Origin of the sequence: Pantoea osteomyelitidis (assembly GCF_044342975.1) — a bacterium.
GTDB classification, from domain to species: domain Bacteria; phylum Pseudomonadota; class Gammaproteobacteria; order Enterobacterales; family Enterobacteriaceae; genus Pantoea; species Pantoea osteomyelitidis.
Genome location: NZ_JBGFSN010000004.1, coordinates 170,557 through 184,031, shown reverse-complemented (window position 1 = coordinate 184,031; position 13,475 = coordinate 170,557). Strand labels below are relative to the sequence as shown.

Below are 13,475 nucleotides of genomic sequence, written 5' to 3'. Positions count from 1 at the left end.
AAAATGCCATGAGCCAGGCGCTGCACAATCTGTTGAATCTGTTGAATCTGGAGAAGCTGGAAGAGGGGCTGTTTCGCGGCCAGAGTGAAGATTTAGGGCTGCGTCAGGTGTTTGGCGGGCAGGTTGTCGGACAGGCACTCTATGCGGCAAAACAAACGGTGCCGGAAGAACGCATTATTCACTCTTTTCACAGCTATTTTTTACGTCCCGGCGACAGCCAGAAAGCGATTGTCTACGATGTGGAAAACCTGCGTGACGGCAAAAGCTTCAGCGCGCGTCGCATCAGTGCGATCCAAAACGGCCATCCCATTTTTTATATGACCGCCTCTTTTCAGGCGCCGGAAACCGGCTTTGAGCATCAGCATACGATGCCAGCCGTACCCGGTCCGGAGGGACTTGTGTCGGAGCACGATATCGCGCAGAAACTGGCTCCCCTGCTGCCGGAACAAGCGCGCAATAAGTTTCTCGCTGAGCGTCCCTTCGATATCCGTCCGGTAAAATTTCACAATCCGCTTAAGGGCCATGTGGATGAACCGGCGCGTCAGGTCTGGATTCGTGCTAATGGCGCTCTGCCCGACGACCTGCGTATTCATCAATACCTGTTGGGTTATGCTTCGGATCTCAACTTCCTCCCGGTGGCCTTGCAGCCGCACGGCAAAGGTTTCCTTGAGATGGATATGCAGGTCGCTACCATCGATCACTCGATGTGGTTTCATCGTGCTTTTGATTTAACCCAATGGCTACTGTATAGCGTGGTGAGCACGTCAGCTTCCGGCGCGCGCGGGTTCGTACGCGGCGAGTTTTTTAGCGAGGATGGCGTACTGGTAGCTTCGACGGTGCAGGAAGGGGTCATCCGTCAGCGTCAGCAATAAAAAAGGGGGCGATGTTTTCGCCCCCGGCTTTTTTATTTTATTAGCGCACTGCTCTTCTGCAGCCCGGCTGGCTTACTGGTTGTAAGCATTCTCGCCGTGGCTGTTAACATCCAGCCCTTCGCGTTCCTGATCTTCCGGTACGCGCAGGCCAACAATCATATCTGCCAGTTTGAAGCCGATGAACGCGACCACGCCAGACCAGACGATAGTGACGCCGCAGCTGAACAGCTGAACCCAAACCTGATGGCCCATGGTCACGCCTTGCGCATAACCCACGCCGCCCAGTGAAGAGGAAGCGAATACGCCGGTCAGGATACAGCCCACAATACCGCAGACGCCATGCACGCCGAACACGTCGCACGGGTCATCAACACGCAGCCATTTCTTCAGCGTCGTCACGCCCCACAGGCCAGCCAGACCGCCGACCAGACCGATAATCAGCGCACCGCCCACGCCCACGTAACCACAGGCAGGAGTGATGGCAACCAGACCGGCAATAAAGCCTGAGCAGGCGCCCAGCAGAGAAGGCTTACCACGCAGCGCCCACTCGCCGAAGGTCCAGGAAAGCACCGCGCCGGCAGTCGCCATCACGGTGTTCAGGAACGCCAGCGCAGCGATTTCATTAGCCGCAGAGGCGGAACCGGCATTAAAGCCGAACCAGCCAACGTAAAGGATCGCCGTACCGGTAAATACCATCGGCAGGTTATGCGGTTTGAATGCCTCTTTACCGAAGCCAGCACGTTTGCCTACCAGATAAGCGCCCACCAGGCCCGCAATCGCGGCGTTGATATGCACCACGGTACCGCCAGCGAAGTCCAGCGCGCCATCCTGCGCCAGGAAACCGCCTGCCCAGACCATGTGCGCAATCGGCAGATAAGCCAGTGTGACCCAAATCACTACAAAGATCAGCACGGCAGAGAAGCGAATACGTTCTGCAATGGAACCAACGATCAGACCCACGGTGATACAGGCGAAAGAAGCCTGGAACGCGACGTGAATGTACTGATAGAAGGAGCCCATCACCGCCGTCAGCTCGATATTTTTCAGCATCGCCCACTGGAAACTGCCGAAGAAAGCGTTACCTTCGCTGAAGGCCAGTGAATAGCCGTAAACCATCCACAGCACGCAAACCAGTGAAAAAGTTACCGCTACCTGGGTCAGCATAGAGAGTACGTTTTTACCGCGAATCAAACCGCCGTAGAACAGTGCGATACCCGGAATTGACATAAACAGCACCAGAGCGGTGCAAATCATCATAAATGCATTATCAGCCTTGTCCGCAACGGCAGGTGCAGCCATCGCAAGCGATGGTAACAGTGCCAGGCTCGTCAGGCCCAACTTGGTGAGTATTTTATTCATTTCTTTCCATCCCATCACAATACAGAGCCCAATTTACAATGCTGCTTCGTCGGTCTCGCCGGTACGAATACGGATAACGCGTTGCAACTCCGCAACGAAAATTTTGCCGTCGCCAATTTTGCCGGTGTAGGCCGCTTTGCTGATAACATCAACCACTTCATCCAGCTGATCGTCAGCAATCGCGATATCAATTTTGACTTTGGGCAGGAAGTTCACGCTGTACTCGGCACCGCGGTAAAGCTCTGCGTGACCTTTCTGGCGACCAAAACCTTTTACTTCGGTGACAGTCAGTCCCTGAATGCCAATAGAGGACAAGGCTTCACGCACGTCCTCCAGCTTAAACGGTTTGATTACCACGGTAACCAGCTTCATAGGATCCCCTCCAGGTATTAAATAAGTAAGTCGTACCGGACACGCAGGGATATAAGCAAAGGTTGTGCCATAAATAAAAAAAGCGATTAGGCCGGGGTTCAGGCAAGCTCTGATGCGGCTCGTTTACTGATAAAAGGCGGGGAAACGACAAAAACAGAGTAAAAAGCGTGACGGCGATGCACCTCTTTGGTGCTTGCAGCGTCAAAGAGGTGCATTTATACAGAATATTCTGATAAATGTGCGCAGAAAAGGTGCAAATCACCCTTCTGCGGTCATGGGTATGCCCATGGCGAGTTCATCTCCCGCCTGCTGCAGCTGAAACATCTGCCAGTAACGGCCCTGCTGCGTCAGGAGCGCCATATGATCGCCCTGCTCCACCACATGACCGCGATGCAGAACCAGGATGGTATCCGCTTCCGTGATGGTGGATAAACGGTGCGCAATCACCACCAGCGTAGTGTGCTGGCGAATAGCGTGCAGTGTTTGCTGGATCGCCTGCTCAGTACCGGAATCAATATTGGCGGTGGCTTCGTCCAGGATCAGGATTTGCGGCAGATCCACCAGTACCCGTGCCAGCGCCAGCAACTGTTTCTGCCCGACCGACAGATTATTTCCCTGCTCGCCCAGCGGGGTATGAATCCCTTCCGGCAGCGCATGCGCCAGACTGGCAAGCTGAACCTGTTCCAGCGCCTGCCAGACCGCCTCTTCGCTGATATCGCGTCCCAGCCGCACATTGGCGAACAGCGAATCGGCCAGCACCACTGGATCCTGCTGCACCATCGCTACGCCGCGCCGCAGCACCTGATGCGTCAACTGGCTGAGCGGTCGATCGTCAAGCAGGATCTCGCCGCGCGTTACCGGATAGTAGCCCATCAGCAGGTTCGCCAACGTGCTTTTACCGCTGCCGGTATGGCCGACCAGCGCGATAAAGCTGCGCGACGGCATCTCCAGACTGATATCGCTCAGCACATCACGATCGGCGCGATAGGCGAAGCTCAGCGCGCGCAGCGCAATGCGGCCGGAGGCGAGCGGACGGTTATCCGTGCCATAGCCCTGCTGCGGGGCATCAATCAGCTCAAAGATACGCTCGCCGGCGACCACCGCCTGCTGCAACATCGACTGCTGCGTGGTCAGTTCGATAAGCGGCTCGTTTAAGCGTCCCAGGTAAGTGATAAAAGCGTAGAGCACGCCGACTTCAAACACGCCCGGCGTGGAGAAGCTGAACAGCAGCAGCAGACCGCACAAAATGGCGGCGGTAAACAGACTCAGCAATGGACGCAGCAGAAAACCGTCAAGGCGCAGGGTCTCCATGCGCGCCAGATAGTGCGAGCGGCTCGCCTCGCCCATGCGCTCACCGAACCGCGCCTGCTGGCGGAACTGCTGGATAACGCTCATGCCGTTAATTACTTCATTAAAGCCGTTATTGATGTCGGCCAGATAACTGCGTACCCGGCGGGCGATCGGCGTACTGTAGCGCTGGTAGATAAACATGACCGTCAGCACCAGCGGAAACATCACCAGCGCCACCAGCGCCATGCGCCAGTCAAGGCTGAACATCGCCACCAGCATCGCGCCGATCAAAGCCGCGCTGCGCAGCACCGTTGCCACCACAGTCACATAGAGATCTTTAATGACTTCAGTATCGTTGGTAACGCGCGAGATAATCTGGCCCACCGGCTGAGTATCAAACGCGCTCAGCGGCTGCTTCAGGGCGGCTTCCATCACGTCGCTGCGCAGACGCTGTACGACCCCGATAGCGGCACGGTTAAACAGCAGCGCCTGCCAGTAGTGCAGCGCAGCAGCCAGCAACTGCAGCAGGATAAAGCAGACCACCAGGCCTGCCACGATTCCCCAAGGCATTTGATGCCTGGCGATCAGCCGATCGATAAAGTAGCTGACCAGCACCGGTCCGGTCACTTCGGCCGCTGCGGCAACCCACAACATACCCACCGCCAGCGAGAGCGATTTACGCCAGGGTTTACCGTAGGCGAGCAGTCGTTTCAGTGTTGGCCAGAGACGAGCAGATTTAGCCATGAGCTACTCCTTTTTCTTTTTCATCCTCGTCCAGCGCCGCTTCCAGCTGCTGATAGCGATACATATCCCGATACCAGCCAGGTTGTGTGGCGAGTTGTTCATGCACGCCGCGCTGAGCGATCGCTCCCTGGTTTAATACGATAATCTCACTCGCCTCGGTCAGGGCGGAAAGGCGGTGAGCGCTGATAATCAACGTTCGTCCCGCTCCCCACTGGCGCAGATTATGCAAAATGTCATGTTCCGTTCGGCCATCCACCGCTGACAGCGCATCGTCGAGAATCAGGATCTCCGCATTCAACAGCAGCGCGCGGGCAATAGAGATACGCTGCTTTTGACCGCCGGAAAGCATCACGCCGCGTTCCCCAACTTCTGTTTCATACCCCTGCGGCAGACGTAAAATATCCTCATGTACGCAGGCGAGCTGCGCCACGTGCTCAATTTCCGCCTGGCTGGCATTGGGCTTGCCCAGCGCGATATTGTTGGCGACCGTATCGGAGAACAGAAATGGCGTTTGGCTGACCACCGCCAGGCGGCTGCGCCAGCTGTCTATGCGCAGCTGCGGCAACGGAATGTTGTGATAGCAAATATCGCCGTGGTCAATATCGAAATGGCGCTGAATCAGGCTGAGCAGCGTGCTTTTGCCGCTGCCGGTCGCGCCGCACAGCCCGAGCATCTGGCCGGGCCTGAGCTGAAAATTAATCTGGCGCAGCACCGGCGCAGCGCTGGCCGGATAGCGAAACTCGCGAATCGCCGCCTGCAGGATCCCTGGTTCTTCCGGCAACAGCTTTTGACCATCCACTACCGCAGGCGCTTCCGCCAGCAGAGCGCGAATACGGCTCCAGGCGGCGCTGCCGCGTTCCACAATATTGAACATCCAGGCGAGCGCCAGCATCGGCCAAATCATCAGGCCGAGATACATCACGAAGCTGGTAAGCTGGCCCAGCGTCAACATGCCATGCCAGACCATCCAGCTGCCGCCGCCGATAGCTAACAGGTTAGAAAATCCGATGGCGATGTAGATCGTGGGATCGAAACGGGCATCGACGCGTGCCACGCGCAGGTTTTTTTCACCGGTATCGCGGGCGATGGAGGCAAACTGCTGCGACTGATGCGCTTCCAGACCAAACGCTTTGATCATACGGATACTGGTCAGGCTTTCCTGGGTCTGATCGTTCAGGCTGGAAAAAGCGGCCTGCGACAGTTTAAAACGCGCGTGCAGTTGATTGCCGTAACGATGAATAACCACTGCCATGACGGGCATCGGCACCAGCGCCAGCAGGGTTAACTGCCAGCTGATTTGCGTACTCATCACCAGCAGTACCACCAGCCCCATCACCAGCGAATCTACCAGTGTCAGCACCCCTTCACCGGCGGCAAACACCACGCGATCAACATCGTTCGTCGCGCGGGCAATCAGATCGCCGGTGCGATGGCGCAGGTAAAATGCCGGATGCTGACGGCTGAGCTGGCGGTAAAAATCTTCTCGCAGCTCGACCGCCAGCTGATAGGAGGCGCCAAACAGCAGCACGCGCCAGACGTAGCGCAGCAGATAGACGATCGCCGCGGTCAACATCATCACGCCAATCCACATCATGAGACGACCGCTGCTCAGGCTGTGGTTCGTCACGCCATCGACAATCACGCCCACCAGATGCGGCGGCAGCAACTGCAGCAGGGCAATAATAATCAGCAAGGAAACAGCGCCCAAATATCGCCGCCACTCGCGCAAAAAAAACCAACTTAACTGGCTGAATAATCGCACAACACTGCTCTCAATTTATTTTCTGACCTTGCGAGGCCGGGAGTGGAGCCGGACTGATTCATCTCTTCCATGGCGAAGCCCGGAAGAAGACGCTTTATCCATGATCGCCATTATAACGGAATCGGGAAACGCTGTTTTCCTGACAGTGCCCCCTTCTGTATGCCCGCACGCTATCAGATGGCTGTACCGCTTCCTTCCCGCTGCCCCGATAGCCCTGTTCACCAACGGCAACTCGCATTACCATAGACGCAAATTTTTTATCGGGACATTGATAATGAAACGAGCCGTGGTCGTTTTTAGCGGTGGACAAGACTCCACCACCTGTTTAATTCAGGCGCTTCAGCAATATGACGAAGTGCACTGCGTCACTTTTGATTACGGTCAGCGTCATCGCGAAGAGATTGAGGTGGCGCGCGAGTTGGCGCAGCAGCTGGGCGCGCGGGCGCATAAGGTGCTGGATGTAACCCTGTTAAATGAACTCGCCATCAGCAGCCTGACGCGCGACAGCATTCCGGTGCCCGCTTACGATCCCGACGCCAGCGGCTTGCCCAGCACTTTCGTGCCCGGCCGGAATATTCTTTTTCTTACGCTGGCCTCTATTTATGCTTACCAGGTTGAGGCAGAAGCCGTGATTACCGGCGTCTGTGAAACGGATTTTTCCGGCTACCCTGACTGCCGTGATGAGTTTGTTAAAGCGCTCAACGCAGCCGTAAAACTGGGCATGGCGCGCGACGTTCGTTTCGAAACGCCGCTGATGTGGCTGAATAAAGCGGAAACCTGGGCGCTGGCGGATTACTGGCGGCAGCTCCCGCTGGTTCGTCAGCAAACCTTAACCTGCTATAACGGCATAAAGGGCGATGGCTGCGGCGAGTGCGCGGCCTGCCATCTGCGCGCCAATGGCCTGCAAACTTACCTCGATAACGCGGAAAGCGTCATGGCCGCCATGAAAGCGAAAAGCGGGCTGATTTGAGCCGCTGGCGGCAAAGTCCTGTCTCGGCTCTGCCGCCACCTTTTTCTCTTTTACTCCATCAAGGCCTGCAAACGCTGCTTTAACGCGCCTTCAATCGATACCGTTTTCTGGCTGGAAAGGTCGATACAGACAAAGGTGAGAGTGGCATCGGCAACCAGAGTTTGATCGCTTGCCAGCACCACACGCTGCGCCAGTACACCACTTTTGCCGTTCAGCTGCATCACTTCGCTATCTATTTGCAACACATCACCCAGCACCGCCGGGCGACGATAGTTGATATTGATATTTACCACGACAAACGCCAGTTTTTGCGCCACCAGCCAGTCAAAGGCTTCAGCCTGCTCCAGCCACTGCCAGCGCGCCTCTTCAAGGAATTCCAGATAACGCGCATTGTTCACATGCTGATAAACATCAAGATGATATCCACGCACTTTTATCAAGGTTCGCATAGACCACGGCTCCTCCAGAAAATCGGTTAACTGGTATGACCTGATCAGCGTAGCAGAGGCATTCTGGCGTAACCGGCATTTCTCTGCGGCTGCGAGTGATGTCACAGTTTCAGGCGGGACGCATTACGCTCAATCAGCGCGTTGCCGATGCCAGGCACCTCTTTCAGCTGCTCAATCGCGGTAAACGGCCCGTACTGTTCGCGATAGCTGACGATAGATTGCGCCTTTTTCAATCCGATGCCATTCATAGCGGCAGCCAGCTGTTCAGCACTCGCCTCGTTGATGCTGATTTGCTGCTCCTGCGCCGCCGAAACCTGGCTGGCCAGTGTTTCCGAAGGCGCTTCTGCCGCCGAAAGTGCGTGGGTGTAAAGTGCGCCGCCGAGCGCCAGCGTCAAATAAAATGCGGTAATGGTTTGTTTAAACATACTGTTTTCTCCTTGTGTTTCACAGCGAACACAGGGTGTCACAGCGGAAACCGCACGACAAAAGGCGAAATGCGGAAATGGAAAAGGCCGCATAAGCGGCCTTTGTTTATCTCATCAATTACGTTTTTTTTGCGAGGCTTACTGCATTTGCGCCGCCGCACCGTATTTGATTTTTGCTTCTTTACGCAGGCTTTGCAGCAGCGCTTCGAAAGCGATCTGCGCATTGTTTTGCGTGACGCCTTTCACCATCTGATCAACCTGGCCTTGCGGCATTGAGCCGACGCTGACCTTATCAAGCACGAGCAGCACAACGTTGCCCTGCATATCTTCACTGACGCCAAAAGAGGGATGCGCGGCTTCCGGCTGTGGCAGATTAAACGCCGCCTGGGCAACCGGATCCTGCGTGTTGCGATCAACCGTTTTGCTCTCGCCGAAACTCAGGCCTGCGGCGGTGAACGCATCCTGCTTGCCCGCTTTCAGATCGGCGAGGATTTTATCCGCCTGCGCTTTAGCCTGCTGTTCCGCTTTATCATGCTTCAGGGTATCGGCAATCTGGCCTTTCACTTCGTCCAGTGCTTTTACCGCTTCCGGTTTATGCTCGTTGATGCGCAGCACAAAGGCGCGATCGCCATCAACGGTAATGATGTCGGAGTTATTACCCGGCGCACCATTTTCACCCACCAGACCACCATTGAAAATTGCCTGCTTAACCTGATCGAAATCGAGATCTTGTGGCACGCTATCGCGGTTGAACCAGCCGGTTTCCGTCGCCTTGACGCCAGCCGCCTGCTCTGCGCCTGCCAACGATTCGTTATCGTTGCTGGCCGCTTCGCTCACTTTCTGCTGCAGCTTATAGAAGGTATCTACCGCTTTTTCCTGCTTCACCTTCTGCGCAACGGCGTCACGTACTTCAGCCAGCGGTTTAACCTGCTCCGCCTGTACGTCGTCGAGGCGAACGATCAGAAAGCCGACCGACGATTTGATCACGCCTGACAGCTGCCCTTTCTGCGTTAAGTTGGCATTTTTCAGCTCGTCCGGCGTGGTGCCCGGCTCCAGCCAGCCCATATCGCCGCCTTTACGCGCCGAAATCGGATCGATCGATTTCTCTTTCGCCAGAGCGGCGAAATCGCCGCCGTTTTTCAGCTGAGCCAGCACCGCGTCGGCGTCAGCCTGAGTTTTGGTCTGAATAACGCTGAAACGGCTACGCTGCGGCTGAGAGTAGTCTGCTTTATGTTGGTCGTACCAGCTTTGAATATCCGCATCGCTGGCCGCGCTCTGCATGCTGGCGGCGTCCAGTTTGATATAGCTGACGCGGTACTGCTCCGGCGCCATAAAGCTGTTTTTATGCTGCTGGTAATACTGACCGATCTCATCCGCAGTAACGCTCTGCTTCGCCGCCAGCGCATTGACATCAATGGTTGCCTGACGAATCTGACGCTGCTGCGATACCAGGCCGACCAACTTATCCGTTTCGCCTTTCAGCATGAAATCGGTATTGGCGACGGAGTTGATCAGCTGCTGCGTCGCCAGCTGCTTGCGCAAGGCTTCAGCATATTGATCGGCAGTAAAGCCCATGCTGCCGATAAGTCCGTTATATTTGGCGTTATCGAACTTGCCGTTGGTCTGAAAAGCCTGCTGATTGAAAATCGCCTGTTTGATTTGATCGTCGCCGATGGCGATGTTCAGCTCTTTCACATACTGATCGAGCAGGGTTTCATCAATCAGCTGAGAGAGCGCCTGCTGACGCATTTGCTGCATGTAGCCTTCGTTGCTGGCGAGCTGAGAGAACTGATCGCCCAGCATCTGTTGCTGGCGGCTGCGCTCGCTGTTATAAGCGCGCTCAAGCTGCGCCCGGCTGATTTCATCGCCGTTAACTTTCGCAGCGTAATCGCCGCCACCGCCAATCAGATAGTTGCCGACACCGGTCAGCACAAAAGAGAGGATGATCAGTCCCAAAAGAATCTTGAGCACGACATGATTCGACGCCGCGCGTAAATTGTCCATCATGGTATGACAACACTCCGCTGTAGTGTGAATATAAAGCTAAGGCGCAGCGACCTGCTCAGGACAGGCGCGCCACACAGCTGCGGTTCAGGCTGGCAGCTATCAGCCATGCGCAGACAAAAGCCAAAGGCCGATCGTCACGCATCAAGATAAAAAAAGGCACATCATTAGTGATGTGCCCGTATGTTACATGAGAACGCGTGACCCGTCCGCAATCCACTGAAGAAAATGCTTCAATGGCTATCTGTCATTAGTTGACAGCGTCTTTCAGCGCTTTGCCTGCACGGAAGCCCGGCACTTTGCCAGCCGGAATGGTGATCTCTTTGCCGGTCTGCGGATTGCGGCCGGTACGAGCAGCGCGCTCACGTACCGAGAAGGTGCCGAAGCCGACCAGCGCCACTTCATCGCCGCCTTTCAGCGCATCTGAAACAGAATCCATAAATGCATCCAACACACGTCCAGCTGCCGCTTTAGAAATGTCAGCATCCGCAGCAATTTTGTCGATCAATTGTGACTTATTCACTTTTTTCATCCCCTCTTTATTATTCACCTCGTATCCCGCTTCCCGCCGGATACGAACGCGCAGCAAGTTATATCAAGCCTGTGGAGCCGAAACAACGGTATTCATCTTAAACGTCATTTCCGCAGCCACCTAAATTAGCGGCACAAAAAAAAGCTGGCAAGCATCAATTTGCTTACCAGCTTCGCTTTTTAAGGGTATTTGTCTTTAATCACTATTTTGCTGTAGCGACCTGCATACCATAGGGTGCGTTTTCCAGCGCCAGGTTCAGCACTTCTTCAATGCGTTTAACCGGATGGATGTCGAGATCGGCAATCACGTTCTGTGGAATCTCTTCCAGATCGCGTTTGTTGTCATCCGGGATCAGCACGGTTTTAATGCCGCCGCGGTGGGCCGCCAGCAGCTTCTCTTTTAAGCCGCCAATCGGTAACACCTGTCCACGCAGAGTGATTTCACCGGTCATCGCCACATCCGAGCGAACCGGGTTGCCTGTCAGACAAGAAACCAGCGCGGTACACATCGCGATACCGGCGCTTGGGCCATCTTTCGGCGTGGCGCCTTCCGGTACGTGCACGTGAATATCACGCTTCTCGTAAAAATCGCCGTTGATGCCCAGCTTTTCAGCCCGGGCGCGTACCACGGTTAGTGCCGCCTGAATCGATTCCTGCATCACTTCACCCAGCGAACCGGTATAGGTCAGTTTACCTTTGCCCGGCACGCAGGCGGTTTCGATAGTGAGCAGATCGCCGCCTACTTCGGTCCAGGCCAGACCGGTTACCTGCCCGACGCGATTTTCGCTGTCGGCGCGACCATAGTCGAAACGCTGCACACCGAGGAAATCCTTCAGGTTTTCACCATTGATCACGATATGCTTTTTCGAGCTATCCATCAGTAAGGTTTTCACCGCCTTACGACAGAGTTTTGACAGCTCGCGTTCCAGACTACGCACGCCCGCTTCACGGGTGTAGTAACGGATAATGCCGATGATCGCGCTGTCATCCACGGTGATTTCCGCTTTCTTCAGCGCGTTACGTTCAATCTGCTTGGGCAGCAGATGCTGCTTCGCGATGTTCAGCTTCTCATCTTCCGTATAGCCGGAAAGCCGGATCACTTCCATACGATCCAGCAGCGGCGCCGGAATGTTCATGGAGTTGGAGGTCGCGACAAACATCACATCGGAGAGATCGTAATCTACTTCCAGATAGTGATCGTTAAAGGCGATATTCTGCTCCGGATCAAGCACTTCCAGCAGCGCTGACGCGGGGTCGCCACGCATATCCGAGGACATTTTATCGATCTCATCCAGCAGGAACAGCGGGTTTTTCACCCCGACCTTCGCCATTTTCTGGATCAGCTTGCCCGGCATGGAGCCGATATAGGTACGACGGTGCCCGCGAATTTCAGCTTCGTCACGTACGCCGCCCAGCGCCATACGCACATATTTACGTCCGGTGGCTCTGGCAATCGACTGTCCCAACGAGGTTTTACCCACGCCCGGCGGTCCCACCAGGCAGAGAATCGGCCCTTTGATTTTGCTGACGCGACTCTGCACCGCAAGATACTCAAGGATGCGATCTTTCACGCGCTCCAGACCATAGTGGTCGGTATCCAGCGTTTCCTGCGCTTTACGCAGATCTTTTTTCACTTTGCTGCGCGCGTTCCATGGAACCTGCACCATCCAGTCGATATAGCCACGTACCACCGTGGCTTCTGCCGACATCGGCGACATCATCTTCAGCTTCTGCAGCTCGGCTTCCGCTTTGTCACGCGCTTCCTGCGGCATTTTCGCCGCATCGATTTTGCGTTTCAGCGCCTCATATTCGTCAGGCGCGTCATCCATTTCGCCCAGCTCTTTCTGAATAGCTTTCATCTGCTCATTCAGATAGTACTCGCGCTGGCTTTTTTCCATCTGCTTTTTGACGCGGTTACGGATGCGTTTCTCGACCTGCAGCAGGTCAATTTCCGACTCCATCATCGCCATCAGGTATTCCAGACGTTCGTTGATGTCGGACATTTCCAACACCGACTGCTTGTCCGCCAGCTTCAAGGGCATATGCGCCGCCACGGTATCCGCTAAGCGAGCCGCATCATCAATATTATTCAGTGAGGTCAGCACCTCAGGCGGAATCTTTTTGTTGAGCTTGATGTAGCCTTCAAACTGATTAATCGCGGTGCGTACCAGCACTTCCTGCTCACGCTCGTCAATATCCGGCGATGCCAGGTATTCCGCCTGGGCGACAAAGTGATCGCCATTATCGGACAGTGTGGTGATGTGCGCACGCTGCAGACCTTCCACCAGCACTTTAACCGTGCCGTCGGGCAGTTTGAGCATCTGCAGTACAGACGCAACGGTCCCTACAGAAAAAAGATCGTTAATGCCAGGTTCATCCGTTGAAGCCTCTTTCTGTGCTACCAGCATGATCTTTTTATCTTGATCCATCGCGGCTTCGAGGCACCGAATCGATTTTTCCCGACCAACAAACAACGGAATTACCATGTGCGGATAAACCACCACGTCGCGCAACGGCAACACAGGGATTTCAATGCGTTCAGAACGCTCAGGATTCATAGAGCTCTCTCTTAGTTTAAAGTCCGCCAGGTGATGGGCACCGCATAATGCAGGGAATGTGCAGTTAAGCCCACAGGTACTTGAGTATATGGGGATGATCGTCCGACATTCAATGTCGCAGGTGTGAGAAAAACAGAAG

At 55.1% G+C, this 13,475-nt stretch carries 11 protein-coding genes; 2 read left to right on the top strand and 9 right to left on the bottom strand.

Annotated elements, in window-relative coordinates; genetic code table 11:
- Positions 1-8: 8 nt before the first annotated feature.
- Positions 9-872 (top strand): acyl-CoA thioesterase II, encoded by an 864-nt coding sequence (gene tesB, locus ABU178_RS05785; protein ID WP_397212873.1) that lies wholly within the window; start codon positions 9-11, stop codon positions 870-872.
- Between the two features lie 72 nt (positions 873-944).
- On the opposite strand, the gene amtB is transcribed toward tesB, so the two are convergent.
- The 4 genes from amtB to ABU178_RS05765 form a co-directional block, all read right to left on the bottom strand.
- A complete protein-coding gene (gene amtB / locus ABU178_RS05780; RefSeq protein WP_397212872.1) occupies positions 945-2,231 on the bottom strand; it encodes an ammonium transporter AmtB in 1,287 nt (428 codons plus the stop codon).
- Positions 2,232-2,264: 33 nt separating this feature from the next.
- On the bottom strand, positions 2,265-2,603 hold the full coding sequence (glnK, locus tag ABU178_RS05775; protein ID WP_007886947.1) for a P-II family nitrogen regulator: 339 nt from the start codon (positions 2,601-2,603) through the stop codon (positions 2,265-2,267).
- A 258-nt stretch (positions 2,604-2,861) separates the two neighbouring features.
- The gene (locus ABU178_RS05770) at positions 2,862-4,637 is read right to left on the bottom strand and encodes a SmdB family multidrug efflux ABC transporter permease/ATP-binding protein (protein WP_397212868.1); all 1,776 of its coding nucleotides are present in this window, start codon (positions 4,635-4,637) and stop codon (positions 2,862-2,864) included.
- Positions 4,630-6,399 (bottom strand): SmdA family multidrug ABC transporter permease/ATP-binding protein, encoded by a 1,770-nt coding sequence (locus tag ABU178_RS05765; protein WP_397212866.1) that lies wholly within the window; start codon positions 6,397-6,399, stop codon positions 4,630-4,632. The genes ABU178_RS05770 and ABU178_RS05765 overlap by 8 nt, the downstream gene beginning before the upstream one ends.
- A 274-nt stretch (positions 6,400-6,673) precedes the next feature.
- Here ABU178_RS05765 and queC point away from each other — a divergent pair, with 274 nt between their 5' ends.
- Positions 6,674-7,369, top strand: a complete 696-nt coding sequence (gene queC, locus ABU178_RS05760) for a 7-cyano-7-deazaguanine synthase QueC (protein WP_397212864.1) — start codon at positions 6,674-6,676, stop codon at positions 7,367-7,369.
- Between the two features lie 50 nt (positions 7,370-7,419).
- On the opposite strand, the gene ABU178_RS05755 is transcribed toward queC, so the two are convergent.
- The 5 genes from ABU178_RS05755 to lon form a co-directional block, all read right to left on the bottom strand.
- Complete coding sequence (locus ABU178_RS05755; RefSeq protein WP_397212862.1) at positions 7,420-7,818, bottom strand: acyl-CoA thioesterase; 399 nt, start codon at positions 7,816-7,818, stop codon at positions 7,420-7,422.
- 101 nt (positions 7,819-7,919) lie between these two features.
- A complete protein-coding gene (locus ABU178_RS05750; RefSeq protein ID WP_397212860.1) occupies positions 7,920-8,243 on the bottom strand; it encodes a ComEA family DNA-binding protein in 324 nt (107 codons plus the stop codon).
- Positions 8,244-8,381: 138 nt separating this feature from the next.
- The gene (gene ppiD / locus ABU178_RS05745) at positions 8,382-10,250 is read right to left on the bottom strand and encodes a peptidylprolyl isomerase (protein ID WP_397212859.1); all 1,869 of its coding nucleotides are present in this window, start codon (positions 10,248-10,250) and stop codon (positions 8,382-8,384) included.
- Positions 10,251-10,497: 247 nt separating this feature from the next.
- Positions 10,498-10,770: a nucleoid-associated protein HU-beta gene (hupB, locus tag ABU178_RS05740; protein WP_159859919.1), complete on the bottom strand. Its 273-nt coding sequence runs from the start codon at positions 10,768-10,770 to the stop codon at positions 10,498-10,500.
- 211 nt (positions 10,771-10,981) lie between these two features.
- A complete protein-coding gene (gene lon / locus ABU178_RS05735) occupies positions 10,982-13,336 on the bottom strand; it encodes an endopeptidase La (protein ID WP_397212858.1) in 2,355 nt (784 codons plus the stop codon).
- Positions 13,337-13,475: the final 139 nt, after the last annotated feature.